Source organism: Chthoniobacterales bacterium, from assembly GCA_035274845.1.
GTDB lineage: Bacteria > Verrucomicrobiota > Verrucomicrobiia > Chthoniobacterales > UBA10450 > AV80.
Map to the genome: position 1 here is coordinate 71,163 of DATENU010000012.1, position 15,058 is coordinate 86,220.

At 59.2% G+C, this 15,058-nt stretch carries 14 protein-coding genes; 10 read left to right on the plus strand and 4 right to left on the minus strand.

Going from position 1 to position 15,058, the window contains the following annotated elements; translation table 11 throughout:
- Positions 1–78: 78 nt before the first annotated feature.
- The 5 genes from VJU77_08485 to VJU77_08505 all read left to right on the plus strand — a co-directional run bounded on the left by VJU77_08485 (position 79) and on the right by VJU77_08505 (position 3,696).
- Entirely contained in the window at positions 79–1,866 is a 1,788-nt protein-coding gene (locus VJU77_08485; protein HKP03380.1) for a serine hydroxymethyltransferase, read from the plus strand.
- A gap of 12 nt (positions 1,867–1,878) precedes the next feature.
- Complete coding sequence (locus VJU77_08490; GenBank protein HKP03381.1) at positions 1,879–2,082, plus strand: hypothetical protein; 204 nt, start codon at positions 1,879–1,881, stop codon at positions 2,080–2,082.
- 110 nt (positions 2,083–2,192) lie between these two features.
- Positions 2,193–2,537 carry a hypothetical protein gene (locus tag VJU77_08495; protein ID HKP03382.1) on the plus strand — a complete coding sequence of 115 codons (345 nt, stop codon included), beginning with the start codon at positions 2,193–2,195 and terminating at the stop codon, positions 2,535–2,537.
- A 105-nt stretch (positions 2,538–2,642) separates the two neighbouring features.
- Entirely contained in the window at positions 2,643–2,777 is a 135-nt protein-coding gene (locus VJU77_08500) for a hypothetical protein (GenBank protein ID HKP03383.1), read from the plus strand.
- A gap of 175 nt (positions 2,778–2,952) precedes the next feature.
- Positions 2,953–3,696, plus strand: a complete 744-nt coding sequence (locus VJU77_08505) for a hypothetical protein (protein ID HKP03384.1) — start codon at positions 2,953–2,955, stop codon at positions 3,694–3,696.
- A gap of 956 nt (positions 3,697–4,652) precedes the next feature.
- Here VJU77_08505 and VJU77_08510 read toward each other — a convergent pair.
- A complete protein-coding gene (locus VJU77_08510; GenBank protein HKP03385.1) occupies positions 4,653–6,839 on the minus strand; it encodes an SPFH domain-containing protein in 2,187 nt (728 codons plus the stop codon).
- A gap of 355 nt (positions 6,840–7,194) precedes the next feature.
- Here VJU77_08510 and zwf point away from each other — a divergent pair, with 355 nt between their 5' ends.
- The gene (zwf, locus tag VJU77_08515) at positions 7,195–8,745 is read left to right on the plus strand and encodes a glucose-6-phosphate dehydrogenase (protein ID HKP03386.1); all 1,551 of its coding nucleotides are present in this window, start codon (positions 7,195–7,197) and stop codon (positions 8,743–8,745) included.
- 16 nt (positions 8,746–8,761) lie between these two features.
- The gene (locus VJU77_08520) at positions 8,762–9,832 is read left to right on the plus strand and encodes a glucose-6-phosphate dehydrogenase assembly protein OpcA (protein HKP03387.1); all 1,071 of its coding nucleotides are present in this window, start codon (positions 8,762–8,764) and stop codon (positions 9,830–9,832) included.
- 53 nt (positions 9,833–9,885) lie between these two features.
- Here the strand turns inward: VJU77_08520 and VJU77_08525 are convergent, their stop codons facing one another.
- Positions 9,886–11,070: a glycosyltransferase family 4 protein gene (locus VJU77_08525; protein ID HKP03388.1), complete on the minus strand. Its 1,185-nt coding sequence runs from the start codon at positions 11,068–11,070 to the stop codon at positions 9,886–9,888.
- Between the two features lie 12 nt (positions 11,071–11,082).
- Here VJU77_08525 and VJU77_08530 point away from each other — a divergent pair, with 12 nt between their 5' ends.
- Positions 11,083–12,351 carry a cyclic nucleotide-binding domain-containing protein gene (locus tag VJU77_08530; GenBank protein ID HKP03389.1) on the plus strand — a complete coding sequence of 423 codons (1,269 nt, stop codon included), beginning with the start codon at positions 11,083–11,085 and terminating at the stop codon, positions 12,349–12,351.
- A 12-nt stretch (positions 12,352–12,363) separates the two neighbouring features.
- A complete protein-coding gene (locus tag VJU77_08535; GenBank protein HKP03390.1) occupies positions 12,364–12,600 on the plus strand; it encodes a hypothetical protein in 237 nt (78 codons plus the stop codon).
- A gap of 65 nt (positions 12,601–12,665) precedes the next feature.
- On the opposite strand, the gene VJU77_08540 is transcribed toward VJU77_08535, so the two are convergent.
- The gene (locus tag VJU77_08540) at positions 12,666–13,049 is read right to left on the minus strand and encodes an acyl-CoA thioesterase (GenBank protein HKP03391.1); all 384 of its coding nucleotides are present in this window, start codon (positions 13,047–13,049) and stop codon (positions 12,666–12,668) included.
- Positions 13,050–13,073: 24 nt separating this feature from the next.
- Complete coding sequence (queA, locus tag VJU77_08545; GenBank protein HKP03392.1) at positions 13,074–14,099, minus strand: tRNA preQ1(34) S-adenosylmethionine ribosyltransferase-isomerase QueA; 1,026 nt, start codon at positions 14,097–14,099, stop codon at positions 13,074–13,076.
- Positions 14,100–14,211: 112 nt separating this feature from the next.
- Here queA and VJU77_08550 point away from each other — a divergent pair, with 112 nt between their 5' ends.
- Positions 14,212–15,015 carry a uracil-DNA glycosylase gene (locus VJU77_08550; protein HKP03393.1) on the plus strand — a complete coding sequence of 268 codons (804 nt, stop codon included), beginning with the start codon at positions 14,212–14,214 and terminating at the stop codon, positions 15,013–15,015.
- Positions 15,016–15,058: the final 43 nt, after the last annotated feature.

The window sequence follows — 15,058 nt, forward strand, 5'->3', positions numbered from 1 at the left end:
AGACATCGCCCGCGCTCTCGTTGACTTGATTCGGATTGATTTTACGTTGCGGAACCGGTGCCGCGCCGGTTTGAAACCGTGAAAAGCGTCCTTTTCGTTTGTACTGGAAATATCTGCCGAAGCCCGATGGCGGAGGGCCTTTTTCGCCGTCTGCTCGGCAATCGCAAGGACATCGAAATCGCGTCCGCCGGTGTGCACGCAGTCCGGGGGCAACCGCCGAGTTTGCATGCCATTCACGTCTGCGAGCAGGAAGGGGTCGACATCCGCGGATTGCGAAGCCAGCCGCTTACCGCCGCGATGGTCGACCGCGCCACCCACATCTTCGCGATGACGGGCGCCCATCTCGACACGATCCACACCTACTTTCCCCAGGCGATCGACAAAACGTTTCTCCTTCGCGAATTCGAGGAACCCTGCGTGTCGCTCGATGTGCCGGACCCGATCGGGTGCAGCCGGGACGTTTACAACCACTGCGCCGGCACAATCAAAAACGCTTTACCGACCGTGCTCGCGTTCGTAGAACAAAGCGAACTCGCAGTCCCTGCGAAATCGCGCGGCGGCGGAACCTCATCTTTCACCATGGCAGATCCCGACATCTCATCCGGCTCCGGAAAAACATCCACTTCGACCGGAGGCCCGTTGAGCAAGGTCGATCCCGAAATTTTCGCCGCCGTCCAGGCCGAAGAGAATCGGCAACGCGAAAATATCGAGCTGATCGCGTCCGAAAATTTCACCAGCCGCGCCGTGATGGAAGCGCAGGGCAGCGTTCTCACCAACAAATACGCGGAAGGTTACCCGAAGAAGCGCTGGTATGGCGGTTGTGAAAATGTCGATACCGTCGAGCAGCTCGCGATCGACCGCGCGAAGCAGCTCTTCGGTTGCGAGCACGTCAACGTCCAGCCGCACTCCGGCGCCCAGGCGAACATGGCCGTTTACTTCTCGATGCTGAAGCCCGGCGACAAAATTCTTGCGATGAATCTCGCCCATGGCGGCCATCTCACCCACGGCCATCCCGCGAATTTCTCCGGCAAATTCTACGAAGTCTCGCAATACGGTGTCAGCGCCGAGACCGAGCAGATCGATTACGACGCGTTGCAAAAACAGGCCGAGGAGTTTCGTCCCGCCATGATCACGGCCGGCGCCTCAGCCTACCCGCGCATCATCGATTTCCCGCGGATGCGCCAGATCGCCGATTCCGTCGGCGCGCTTTTGTTCATCGACATGGCGCACATCTCCGGCCTCGTCGCCGGCGGCCAGCATCCCAGCCCGATCCCGCACGCCCAGTTCGTCACCACCACCACGCACAAAAGCCTGCGCGGCCCGCGCGGCGGCATCACGATGTGTACCGCCGAACACGCGAAAGCGATTGACGGCACTGTCTTCCCCGGCATTCAGGGCGGCCCGCTCATGCACGTCATCGCGGCGAAAGCCGTCTGCTTCCACGAAGCCCTCCAGCCCGGCTTCCGCGATTACCAGCGCCAGGTCGTGGTCAACGCCAAAGCCCTCGCCGCTGGATTAACCAAACACGGTTACCGGATCACCTCCGGCGGCACCGACAACCACCTCATGCTGGTCGATCTGCGCCCGAAAGATTTGAACGGCAAAGTCGCCCAGGAAGTCCTCGACCGCGCCGGTATCACCGTGAACAAGAACGGCATCCCCTTTGACACCTACCCCATCTTCAAACCCGGCGGCATCCGCATCGGCACACCCGCCGTCACCACGCGCGGCATGAAAGAAGAAGATATGCTGGAAATCGCCGACCTCATCAACGACGCCCTCCAAGCCCGCGACGACCAACCCGCACTCGACCAAATCCGCGGAAAGGTGCGCGAACTGACGCGAAGATTTCCGCTACCGAGCTAAGCCGCGACTGCAATGAAAACGAAAACGGTCGGTAAGCGTATGGCGAAAACCCCTGAGGAGTTTCACTCGCTCGGCGCGCAGCTTGATCTCGAAGCAAGAGCCTTGGATCCGAATCGCCCAACTGGTTTCATCGTAAAATTCCGCACTTGGGAGGATCACGAGCGCTGGGAGAAAGATCGGTTGGTCGAACAGGCACGCCGAGTCCGCGCCGGATGAACGAACAGGCGCCTTTAGTCCGGGTCTGTTCGCTATTAAACAAGCACGACGCGAGATACCTCGTGGTCGGAGCACGCGCGTGCTGGTTGCACGGCTATGTCAGAGCAACGTTGGACGTAGACATCCTCGTTCCTGAGGATTTGCAGAATCACAAGCGCATCATCGCCGCGCTTTCAGAATTAAGGGACGGCTTCGCTGCCGAGCTGAGCCCTCAGGATTTCGTTGAGAACGTCGTGGTAAAAATCGCCGACGAAGTTGAAGTCGATATCAGCACGCGCGCTTGGAAAGTCACGTTCGATGAAGCGGAGAAATCCGGGCTCAATCGGACAATTGAGGGAGTGCGCGTTCCGTATGTTGATTTACAGACCCTGATCAAGAGCAAAACTACTCACCGCGAACAGGACAAGGTGGATGTCGAGCGTTTGCGCGAGATTCAACGAGACAGCGATCGGTGACTTTCAGATCGCCCTCGGCGGGCAATGACTGCGAGATGATATGGCCCATTCCCACCGAAACTTGATGGCATCCGAATCGGCCGACCCGCCGTCACGACGCGCGACATGAAAGAAGAAGAAATGCTCGAAATCGCCGACCTCATCAACGACGCCCTCACCCACCGCGACGACCAACGCGCCCTCGACCAAATCCGCGCCAAAGTCCGCGAACTCACGCCGCGGTTTCCGCTTCCGTCGTAAGTTGTTTACCGGCCCCCGCTCGCTTCACCGCTCCCGCATCCTTTCCGTACCCACCTAAGCCTCTTTGCCCTTGTCGCGCGCAAACGCTTTTGATAAACAAAACTGTGTTTTCCCTTTTGCGCGCATCAGCCGCTCCCCAGAATTGAGTTAAGACCGCTCCAGTAACACGATACCAATGCGGCGAATCTCGCTTATCCTTCTCTTACTTTTAGCCGTCCTGCTTGGACTATTCGTCGCACTCAGATGGTTCCCTGACACAGTTCGCAATGCGGCTCCGACGTTCAGTCTTTTGACCAATGTATTCGCATTCAGCTCTGTGGTCTTCGCGATCGCACTGTTGTCGTGGATTATGCGAACATTAGTGGAATCCGACCCGGATCCGTTCCTCCTTAATCTCACCTTTTTCGCTTTTGCCGGCCAATCTATCAGAACTATCGAGTTCATTTACAATGGTCATACCAACGGTTTTCTCCTCTTTCTTGGGTTGATCGCCGTCGGGATCGTAGGGTGTCAGGCACTCATCCTAAGAGCACATATGCACACAACCAAGACGCACTATAAAGCGCTCCTTGCAGAGTACAAGAAAACCAGTTGCTCTGATCATGAGATCGAGCATTGGGCAAGCGTTGTATTACAAATCACGGGAACGGATTTTTCGCCTGGCAATTATTTCGGCTTTAAGGGGCTCGAGAAAGTCTTCCCGTCGGGCCCCAGAGCGAAGAGCAGAATGGACGCATTATCAATCCTACCTGAAACAGATTTTCGAAAGGCTGGCCCAAGTGGGAGTGGTTTGACCGCTGAATTACTGGTTGTTCCCGCTGAAGACCGAGTAACACTTTGGTGTCTCTATCGTCGGGCATGCGCAGCAGCATGGATCGTTTTCATGATCGCCATACTGATCTCACAAAAGAAATCGTAATGCTACGCCATAACAGAAGCGTTTACGGTCACAGACCAGAGGGCTTTTCCTCCCTGTTTACCCCTTCCGACAGTGTCGACACGGCCTCTAGCGAAAGGCGAATCTCACCGAAAGGGAATATTGGCCCAATCATAAAGTTGCGTCATGTGAGGGTATGGCTAGTTCAATCAATAAGCATCACGAGAATAGTAGCTACGCTTCTATTTGCCGGACTGGCCTTTAAGAACATTTCGCATGTGTTGTTGTCATTGCTTTTTGGGACCGCGGTAGTTACTGATCTAATTGACGGGTATCTGGCACGAAAACTCCAAGTCCAGACGCAGTTGGGTCAGGTGATAGATTTAGTAGCCGATAAATCGTTGACGACTGTTTCTCTGCTATATGCGGCCGCCTGTGGAGTCGATATTCTCCCGATCGCCATAATCGCGATGCGCGATATCATCATGATCGGCATGCGACTGGTCATAGTCCAAGGTACTCAACTTCTTCCCACCAATCGATTGTTTGGCGGAGCCATGGCACTTCTCCTTTGGGCCAATACCCTGGTTCTGATATGTGCGCCGATAGAAGGCGGTTTCTTGCAGATCGCAAGCGGAGTATACTGGGCGTGCGCGATAATTTTCGCATGGAACCTTCTGTCGCGCCTTTACGTTAGCGTTCCGGCGATAAGGACAGCCTCCAACCTCAATTTGTTATCAGAGATAAGCGCAAAACGCGGTCGCCCGAAGCGGTTTTCTACCTCTGAATTATCAATTTCAAAGTTTCGACGTCATTTGGGTCAGGCTGGTGACACCAGGTGACCTTTCGGCTCTCGCAAGGCTGTTTCCTTCCACCACTCGGCGATTCTAGGCACAGCACTGAGGCTGGCGATGATAATCGCGCCGTTGGCGCTCATGAGATCGGAGGAAGCCGAGCGCACGCGGATAGGACGCGTGCGCGATAGCTTGGTTCCCAAGTTATCGGGATGTGGTCGCCGACGTTTCGGCGGCAGGAGGCGCGGGCTTCCTGGACGCGTTACCGTTTCCGGACGAACCCGCGAATTGGCGGATGAAGTCCTCCAGCGGTTTGGAACCGGCGGGGTTTTCCTGGATGTTGATGCCGGCTTTTTCGCTCAGGATGAGGCTGAGCAACGTTTCGAGGACGCTGCCGCCACTTTGACCTTCGCCATCCGTGGCGCCGCCGCTGTTGCTGATGAAGAGACGGCTCGGGACGAGCGGTTGGACGCTTTGCGAGAAGCGGTCGGCGAAGACATTGAGCGCATACAGGCGCGGGTCGCGGTAGGCGCCGACCTTTTGCAAGGTGACCGCGGCTTCGGCGAGACCGACCTGGGCGATCCGTGAGGATTCGCCTTTGCCGATTAGCTCTTTCGAGCGCGCTTCGCCTTCGGCGAGCGTGACCTGTTTCTTGGCCAGCTGCTCGGCCTCGGCGAACTGGGCTTCACCACGATTCGCGGCGATCTCGACGGCGATCGCGCTTTGGGTCAGCTCGGTTTGGCGTTCGGCTTTCGCTTTCGCTTCGTTGAGCGCGACCTGTTGTTGCGCGGCTTCCTCCTGCTTTGCGTAGGTGGCGCGTTGTTCGTCGGCCAAACGGCGCATGCGGAGCTGGTCGAACAACGTTTCGATCGGGTCGGCCTGGCCGGCGGCGATCTCGCGCGATTCGGGCCGGCCGATCAGGACGGCGACGACGTTGATGTCGTATTTTTGGAAACGCGCGCCCAACTCTTCGGTGGCGTGCCGTTGGATTTCTTCGCGTTTCGTCAACAGATCCAGCATGTGCGAGGTCTGCGCGACGTCGCGGAAGTAGGCGGTCAGGATGGGATCGAGCGTCTGGGTGATGAGGCGCTTCACGTCACCGAACCGTTGCACGACGGACGGCGCTTTCTGGTAGTCGATGTGGAGGACGAGCGAGAGCGGCAGGCGCGGCTCGTAACCATCGGCCGTGATCAGGTCGATACTGGTCAGGTCTTCGTCGTAATGGTGCGCTTCGGTCTGGCCGCTGATCCAGCGCAGGACGAAGTTGATCGTCGGGACGAGCTCGACTTTCACCGCATAGGGGTTCAACGCGTACTTGCCAGGCGTGAGCGCGGAACGCCAGACACCACGCTGGCCGGGCTCGACCTGTTCGCCGTAACGGAACGATTCGCCGGTGGTATCGTCGCCGGCGGCGCCGTGATACGACACGACCACGCCGACGTAACCGATCGGGATCAGCGTCTTGGCCTTGATCTCGACGGTGCCGAACCAGCGGTTGATGAAGAACGTGCCGTCCGTCAACACCTGGAGCTGTTTACCGCGTTTGCCTCCGAGGGCGAGGAACGCCTCCGGATCCTGGAAGTAATTGTGATCCTTTCCGGGAATCGCTTTCACTTCCGGCGCGATGATTTCGCCGGAGCCGATGGTCGGACCGTCCTGGATGCTGACGACGCCGATCGTGTCCGTGCTCGGATTGAAGTCGGGCGAGGCCGCGGCCAGTGACGGCGGCGAGCCGGCTTCAGTCGCGCTCGTGTCGCCAAGATGCGCCGTGAATCGGCTCTGCCCGGCGCCGATGACGACCGGATCGAAGGCGCGCAACGACGCGAGCTGCGCTTTCCACGACTCATAACGGTCCGCCGATTCCTTCACCGGCCCGGAGAAGACGCGGTCTTCGGTGATGACCACGAACAGCGCCAGGTTAATGGCGTAGACGCCTTCGCGCAGAATGCCGCGCTGCCGGCCGCGTTGGCCCTGCGCTTCGAGGAATGCCATCGCGTCCTGGAAATGGTTGGAGTCGACGGTGCGGCCGAGCGTTTGGATCGGCTCGAGCGGCACGCCGTCGCGGGCATAGACGTAAGCCATCTTGCCTTCGGCGACGACAACGAGCGGTTCCTTATGAATGCGGTATTGCCACGGATACAATCCGAAGTGAATACCGCCGCGCAGGAACCTGGCCTGGTAACCGGCCTCGCCGTTGCGCGCGATGATCTGTCCTTCGCGCAACGAACCGCGGCTGCTCCAGATTTTTTCGATGATACCGACCTGCGTGTGCGGGATGTAAACAATCCCGAGCAAACGCGGCAGGCAGATCATCAGAATCAGGACTGCAATACCCCCCACCCCATACACCCACGGGGCTTCAGGAAGTGTGAGAGCGATTAGGTTGTTCATATTTTATCCTTTTTTAACCTTCATCGCGTTCGACACCACGCCGCGTCAGACGCTGAATGGGTTCATTCGATTTTTTCCAATAATTCCGTGGGGTGGGCATGGCAGTTGTTGCCGTGTCGCAGCGACAGAAAGACACTGTGGGCCTAACGAGCCGCAGCCATGCAGGTTCCGCGGCTTGGCATGCGGATTGAAACCAAGGAGCGGCGCTTTCCGAACCGCCGTCTTTCCGCGCTTTCAGCGCGAGATACTGGTCGCGCCGTTGGCGCGCCTCGGTGGTTTGGAAAGCGCCGCTCCTTGGGTTTGCAATTTTGCTCTTACCTAAGCGGCGCTATTCTGCCTAAATCGATATCGCGCCATGAGCACGACGGGAGAAACACAGCAGACGAATCCGCTCCGGGAAGGGCTCTCGGCCCGGACGGTGCCGCAGGCTTGTACGGTGGTGATTTTTGGCGCGACGGGCGACCTGACCATGCGGAAACTGATTCCGGCGCTCTACAACCTGGCGGCCGATGGAGAGCTGCCTCCGCAGGTGGCGATCGTCGGTTTCGCCCGGCGGCCTAAAACGGACGACGATTTTCGCAAGGAACAGGAGGAATCGACCAAAAAGTTTTCGCGCCAGCAGGTGCGCGACGAAATCTGGAACGGTTTTGCGCAGGCGCTCTTTTATCACCAAAGCGAATTCCACGACGCGAACGGTTACAAGACGCTGGCGGAACGGCTGGACAAAATCGACCAGGAGCGCGGCACGGGCGGGAACCGGCTCTTTTATCTGGCCGTCGCGCCGGACCAATTTGAGCCGATCGTAAAAAATCTGAAGGACGCCGGGTTGAACGAGCCAGGCGAGAGCGGCGGTTGGACGCGGGTGATCGTAGAGAAACCTTTCGGCACGGATCTGGCGACGGCGCGAGAGTTGAACGCAATGGTTCGGCGGGCGTTCGCCGAAAACCAGACCTATCGGATCGATCACTTCCTCGGAAAAGAAACGGCCCAAAACATTTTAGTGCTGCGTTTCGCGAACGCGATCTTCGAGCCGATCTGGAATGGCCGTTATGTCGATCACATTCAGATCACGGCGGCGGAAACGCTCGGCGTGGAGGGACGCGCCGGCTATTACGAAACCTCGGGCGCGCTCCGCGACATGGTGCAGAATCATCTACTCCAGCTTCTCTGCCTGGTGGCGATGGAGCCGCCGACCGATCTCGGCGCCGACAGCATTCGCGATGAGAAAGTGAAAATCGTGCGCTCGCTCCGCCGGATGACCGCCGAGGAAATCGAGCGGAACGTCATCCGTGGCCAGTACGCCGAAGGCGCGATCAACGGAAAGCCGGTGCCGGGATACCGGAGCGAGAAAAACGTGAAACCGGATTCCAGGACGGAGACGTTCGTCGCGCTCAAAGTTCGGGTGGACGATTGGCGGCTGGCGGACGTCCCGATTTACATTCGGGTGGGCAAGCGTCTTCCAAAATCAGGCACGGAGATCTCGGTTCACTTCAAGAAAGCGCCGGCCGTTCTTTTCAATCGCGAATCCGTTTCGCTCGATCAAAACGTGCTCGTGATCCGGATTCAGCCGGACGAAGGAATTTCCCTGCGGATGCAGGCCAAAGTTCCGGGAACCAGTCTGCGGATCGAATCGGTGAAGATGGATTTCCATTACGGAACCTCCTTCGGCAAGGCGAGTCCGGAAGCGTACGAGCGGCTTCTGCTCGATGCGATGAGCGGCGACGCGACCCTCTTCGCGCGGGGCGACGAAGTCGAAGAAGCGTGGGCGTTCATCGACCCGATCGAGGAAGCGTGGTCGGCCAAGGAGAATCAGCCTGGCCTATTCATGTATCCCGCCGGCTCATGGGGGCCGGAGGAAGCGGACGAGCTTTTGGCGCGCGACGGTCGCGCCTGGCGGCGATTGTGAATGGATTAGTGGAGTAATGGGAACGGAAACCACAACGACCAATACTCCAATACTCCAACACTCCATTTCCCCCGGTCTGCCGGTCGAGATCGATAAGATTGGGCGGGAACTCAAAAGGCTTTGGGGGGAAGGCGGGGGCGCGAAAACACGGGCATCGCTGATCAATCTCGCAATCTACAGCGAGGTGCCGGGATCGCTTCCGGAGAATACGCGAATCATTTCTGAGATCACGGAAGACCATGCCTGCCGGGCGATCGTCATCGGCGCGAATCCGGCGGCGAAAGAGAACCGGGTCGAAGCCTGGATCAATGTTCATTGCCACGTCAGCCGGGCGGGAAGCAAACAGGTCTGCTCGGAACAACTTTCATTCGTGCTCGCAGGGCCCTCGACCCGTCTCCTGCCGAACATTGTTTTTTCGCAGTTGGATTCAGATTTGCCGCTGGTGCTTTGGTGGCAGGGCGAGTTTTCCGACCCGATGGACGCGCAACTGTGGGCCTGGGTCGATCGGGTGGTTTACGACAGCCAGACCTGGAAGGATTTCCGGATTCAGATCGAGCGGGTCGAAACCGCGCAGGCGGAAGCGAAGCAACGGATCGTTTTGTGCGACTTGAATTGGACGCGGCTCGTCCAAATCCGCCTCGCCCTGGCGCAATTCTTCGACCACCCGGCTACGCACGCGAAGTTCGATGAAATCGAGAACGTCGAAATCGATTATGCGCCGGGCTTTCGCTCGACCGCGATCCTCCTGGCGGGATGGCTTGCCGCCCAGTTGCATTGGAGCGAGGGGAAGAAATCTGCGGAAGATGGGTTGAGTTTCCGCGGCAGCAAGAAAAATGAGATCGGGATCGCGTTAAAGGAAAAGGAGGGCGAGCCGATCGGGCGCTGTGCGTTGCAATGCGGGGCGGTCGCGTTCACGGTCAGCCACGCGCCGAAGGCGGACCTGCTTGACGTGGCGGCCGGCGAACGGCGCTGCCGGATGCCGGCAGGGCATAATGATGCCGTGCGTTTGATGAGCGAAGAGCTGATGCGCGGCGGGCCGCACAAGGTTTATCTGCGGGCCATAAATTGCGTGCGGGATCTTCTGTAGCGGCGGTCTCTGACCGTCGAGCCCGTTCGATTTTCGGCGGTCAGAGACCGCCGCTACAGGGCGAAAATCGCCTGCAATTGCCGCGCGCTATCCTGGATCGAGAACTTCTCTTGCGCGATCTCTCTGCCGCGGTCGCCCAACTCGCGGGCCCGTTCAGGATTGTCGAGCAGGCGTTCGACGGCCGCACCGATCGCCTCCGGATCATGCTCGGGCACCAGCTCGCCGTTGACGCCGGGTTCCACCATTTCGGGAACGCCCGCGAGCGGCGTCGAGATCACCGGCAGCCCGGCCGCCATCGCCTCCATGACGACTGTGGGCAAATTGTCCATTCCGCCGCCCTCTTCGCGCGCGCAGGGCAGGACGAAAATCGTGGCCTTCGCCAGGCGCTGGGCGATTTGCGGCTGCGTTTGCGGACCGATTAATCGTACGACGCCTTCTAAACCGGCGCCGGCAATCTGGGCTCGCAAACTTTCCTCGAGTGGACCTTCCCCGATGATATCGCAAACAACCCTTCGTCCCCGGTTCTTAAGGAGCGCGCAAGCCCGGATGAGATCCGCGAAGCCTTTTTTCTCGATTAACCTCCCGATGGAAATGAGCGCCGGGGTTTCGGCCCCAAAATCGGCCGGCTGAAAGCAGGAAAGATCGATTCCATTGTAGACCCGATGAATTCGAGCGGACTCGTTCGGAAAACGGGTTTTCAGAAAATCGGCCGCGTAATCGCTCACGGTGACGATCGCCGCGGCGCTTTCCATTATTTTCGGCAAAGAGATGGCGAAATCGCGCGGCGCAAAAATATCGTTGGCGTGTCCGGTAAAGCTGAACGGGATGCCGAAGAACTGCTTGATCCACCAGGCGGTGCGCGCCGCCATCCCGGCAAAGTGGGCATGAAGATGACCCAGACCCTTCTCCTGCATCCGCTTTCCGACATAAATCGCCTGGTATAGCCGGAGGAAGTCGGACTGCCTCCCCCATTGCTGGATCGCGGTCCGGGGCGCACCCGAGAGAGGTTTTTGCCGAAGCGTGGCCTCGACTTCCTCAACGAGGGGTTTCTCCTCCGGAAGATAATGGACGCGGTCGACGATCTGTTTGTCCCAATCCTGTGGAGGCTCATTGGCCGGCCGCCGGATCGAGAAGGCGTGCACTTTCGTCCCCTGCCGCTCCAGTTCCGCCACCTCGCGATAACAAAAGGTCTGCCCGAAGGAGGGGAACCGCTCGAAAAGGTAGGCGACCTCGCGCATGGCCGAAAATCAATGCGAACGCCACGGATGCAACTGAAGCCGGGCACGGCACCGTGCAATTGGAGCCGGCACGCCATCGTGCAATTGGAGCCGGCACGCCATCGTGCCGGGGGAAAGGGCGACGCGAATCCCTCCGGCCTGAGGGCAGGCCGGCTCCAAGTAAAAGGGGTCCAGGCCGGCTCCAAGGGGCGGGTTCCAAGCGGGGCTCCCGGCATTATTGCGGGTATTACGGAGCACGACTCCTGCTTTTACGCAGGTATGCCGAATAACGATTTCTTTGGCTTTTGCACCACTCTTAAGGTGCTGGAATTGAAAGCCATAGGGGAGCTTTCCCATGTTCGGCATCTCTGCGAGGGCGAAACGATCTATTCCACCGGGGACCCCGGCGACGCCATCTATATCATCAATCGCGGGGCGGTTGAGGTGGTCCAGCCTGCCGGCCAGAAATCGGGCGCGGCCTATCTCTCGCGCGGCGACGTTTTCGGTGACGTGGAAGCCTTGAGCGACATGACGCGCAAATATGTTGTGCGCGCCTGCGAGCCTGTGAGTCTGCAATGTTTCGCCCGCAAAGACTTCCCCGAGATCGCGCGGCGGGTTCCGTCGTTTTTTCTTTACCTGAGCGGGCAGCTGGCTTCCCGGCTTTTGCACGCCAGCGACCTGGCCGTGACCCAAAGCCATTGCCTCGAGCTCAGCGGGAACCTCGCGAACTTCGATCTGGTTACCGTTTATCAGACGATCGCTAATTCCGCGCAGACCGGCCAGCTCCGGATCAGCAACGCCAACGCCGAACTGGTCTCGGCGTTGTTTTTCGAAAAAGGCCAGCCCCGTTTCGGTCAGTTCGAGCACCTCACCGGGGAAGAAGCTTTCTGGCAACTTTTCGTGAGCGAAGATCTGGCGGGCACCTTCTCCTTTTCCGAGTGCGAAATGCCCACAAAGGATTGGATTCAATCGGAACGGATCACCAAGAGCGCCGGGGAAATGCTGATCAACGCGTTGCAAGGCCGGGACGAGTTCGCGGAATTGAAACGACAATTCGCCGAAAGCGGCGAGACGTTGGAGAAAAGCAAGACCAGTCTCGCCTGGCCGGCCGACGCACCGGCTGAATCGAGAGCCGTCGCGGATCAGATTTGGCAGGCGGCGTCCCGTGGACCGGTGACGGTTTCCGAATTGTTCCAAAAATGCGTGGTTTGTGAATTGAAAGTTTATCAGGTAGTGGATGAGCTGATTCGATCCCGTCACCTTACCTGGTCTCGCCCCGTCGTGGCCGCGAAGGTGGCGTAAGAGAAAAGAAAAATGGCCCCCTTCAAATCACTCTGCCTTCTCCTGCTGCTGGCGCTGGGCGCCTCGGGGTGCTCGATGTTCTCCAAGACCAGCAAGGAAGAGCGCGCCTACGCCAAGTACGTAAAGAAAAACAGTTCGGCCCGCCAGCATCAGCGAACCAAGATCATCCAACAGCGGGCCGAAATGCCGACGCTCCGGCCCAGTCCGGGCCCGGTAAAGGAATCGATCCAGACTTCGGAAGGCGAATAAACGGCGCCGAAACACTCATCTGTTTTGTTCCTCGACCTTCGTAGACGGGCCCATGGCCTGACGATTCACGATTCGCGTTGAACCGGGGTCGGTTTTCCGTCCGGCCCGAGCGCGACGTAGGTGAACACGCCCTTGGTGACCAGCACTTCCTCCCCCGACATGTAGCGATGGACCCAGACCTCGACGGGAATCAACATCGAGGTACGGCCGATCTTTTCCACCCAGGCGTAGCACGCCACCCGATCGCCGACTTGGACCGGTCGGAGGAACGACATCCCTTCGATCGCGACCGTCACCACCCGAGTCTGGGCGACCTTCGCGGCCAGCAGACCGCTCCCGAGGTCCATTTGGGAAATGATCCAACCGCCGAAGATGTCGCCGCTTGGATTCGTATCGGCCGGCATCGCGATTGTCCGAATGACCATCTCGCCTTTGGGTTTATCCGTCATCGGGCCGAGAGTAGCGGACTGCGCTCAGAGGATCAACATGCAGTCGCCGTAGCTGTAAAAACGGTAACGCTCCCGGATCGCCTCCTGATAGGCGCGCAGGATAAACTCCCGGCCGGCGAAGGCGCTCACCAGCATCAGCAAAGTGGAGCGCGGCAGATGAAAATTCGTCAGGAGCACATCAGCCTGGCGAATCTGCATCGGCGGATGGATGAAAATGGCGGTGGCGCCCCCCTGCTCCACGAGTTTGCCTTCGTGATTGCGTGAGGCCGATTCCAAAACACGGACGGTGGTGGTCCCAATCGCGACAATTCTCTGGGCCGCATTGATCGCGGCCGCGGCGGACGCGGAAATCGAAAATGCTTCCGTGTGCATTTGGTGCGCGGAAATATCCTCCGATTTGACCGGCTGAAATGTCCCCGCGCCGACGTGCAGGGTGATGAACGTGTGCGGCAAGGTCCTCAGCATTTCCGCGGTGAAATGCAGGCCTGCGGTGGGCGCGGCCACGGCCCCCGCGGTTTCCGCATAAACCGTCTGATAACGCTCCACGTCTTCCCCATTGCCTTGACGCCGCAAGTAAGGCGGCAAGGGAACGATGCCTCCATCCCACGGATTTAGCTCGTGCTCGAACGAGACGATCCGCTCGCCGTTCGGGCAAATGTCTTCCACTCGCACGGCCACGTCCTTGATGAACGTCTGCGCGCCCCGACGCATTTTTCGGCCGGGACGAACGAGGCATTTCCAGCGCGTCCTCCCCTGATTTTCCAGGAACAGGAATTCGACCTTGCCGTCGTCCGAGAAGCGGCGCGCATTCACCACTCGGGTGTTGTTCAGGACGAGGAGGTCGCCGGGTTTGAGGAACCCGGGGAGTTCTGCGAACTGCCGATGCTCGATCCGCTGCTCTCGCCGATGCAGCACCATCATGCGGGAATCCTGCCGGTTCGGCAGCGGCCGGGTAGCAATCAGCTCTTCCGGCAGCAGGTAATCGTAATCGGAAAGCGCCAGGCTCATGGTTGTGGTAACGACGGCGCTCTGTCGCCGTAAGAACGCCATCGGCCATTAGCGCGCCCTTACGCCGCCAGAGCGGCGTCGCTCTAACAGCTTTCTCTGAAGCCGACGGGTTGCAAGAAAATCAAAGGAATTGCGATCTCGCGCAAAACCTCAGATGGTCGGCAAGGTGGCGACTGAATTTACCCCGGCTCTGGACCTGGTGCTCGACGCTCTGGAGCGAATGCGCGAAGCTGGCGGCAGGTTGCCGCGGGCGTCGAGAAATTCACTCGCGCACCTGCACCAGCGACTCCCAGCTGCTAGAGAGGCTCCTTCGACCCCGGCGCCAGTGGCGCCGGGCGTTTCGGACAAAGTCGCTCGCCTCGCGGGGGTCCAGGCCCGCGTCGCTCCCTGCACCAAATGCCCGCACCTCGCCCGTTTCCGCACGCAAACCGTCTTCGGCGTCGGCAACCCGGACGCGGATTTGATGTTCATCGGCGAAGCCCCGGGCTTTGACGAGGATGCCCAAGGAGAACCGTTCGTCGGCCGAGCCGGCCAATTATTGACGAAGATCATTACCGCGATGGGATTCACCCGCGCCGAAGTCTATATCGCAAATGTCCTGAAATGCCGGCCCGACATGCCGCGGGGTAGTTCCGGCAATCGTCCACCTACCCCGGCGGAGATGCAGACCTGTCTTCCCTATCTGGCCGAACAGATCGAGATCATCCAACCGAAGGTGTTGGTCGCGCTCGGAGCGACGGCGGTGGAGGGCTTGCTCGGCACGCGCGGACCGATGCATGCGATGCGGGGTCGCTGGCATGAGCACCACGACACGCCGCTGATGATTACGTATCATCCCTCCTATTTATTGCGGAATCAGGCTCCCGCGGAAAAACGCAAGGTCTGGGAAGATATGCTGCTGGTGTTGGAACGGCTGGAGCGCCCGATTTCGGATAAGCAGCGCCGCTATTTCACGTAGAGCGTCCGAGCAACATCAAGGAGCGGCGGTGTCTTCACCGCCG

Coding starts and splice junctions, on each gene's coding strand:
- VJU77_08490 (HKP03381.1), top strand. CDS start 1,879: ATGAAAACGAAAACGGTCGGTAAGCGTATGGCGAAAACCCCTGAGGAG.
- zwf (HKP03386.1), top strand. CDS start 7,195: ATGAGCACGACGGGAGAAACACAGCAGACGAATCCGCTCCGGGAAGGG.
- VJU77_08520 (HKP03387.1), top strand. CDS start 8,762: ATGGGAACGGAAACCACAACGACCAATACTCCAATACTCCAACACTCC.
- VJU77_08505 (HKP03384.1), top strand. CDS start 2,953: ATGCGGCGAATCTCGCTTATCCTTCTCTTACTTTTAGCCGTCCTGCTT.
- VJU77_08530 (HKP03389.1), top strand. CDS start 11,083: ATGCGAACGCCACGGATGCAACTGAAGCCGGGCACGGCACCGTGCAAT.
- VJU77_08500 (HKP03383.1), top strand. CDS start 2,643: ATGAAAGAAGAAGAAATGCTCGAAATCGCCGACCTCATCAACGACGCC.
- VJU77_08510 (HKP03385.1), bottom strand. CDS start 6,839: ATGAACAACCTAATCGCTCTCACACTTCCTGAAGCCCCGTGGGTGTAT.
- VJU77_08525 (HKP03388.1), bottom strand. CDS start 11,070: ATGCGCGAGGTCGCCTACCTTTTCGAGCGGTTCCCCTCCTTCGGGCAG.
- VJU77_08550 (HKP03393.1), top strand. CDS start 14,212: ATGGTCGGCAAGGTGGCGACTGAATTTACCCCGGCTCTGGACCTGGTG.
- queA (HKP03392.1), bottom strand. CDS start 14,099: ATGGCGTTCTTACGGCGACAGAGCGCCGTCGTTACCACAACCATGAGC.
- VJU77_08535 (HKP03390.1), top strand. CDS start 12,364: ATGGCCCCCTTCAAATCACTCTGCCTTCTCCTGCTGCTGGCGCTGGGC.
- VJU77_08540 (HKP03391.1), bottom strand. CDS start 13,049: ATGACGGATAAACCCAAAGGCGAGATGGTCATTCGGACAATCGCGATG.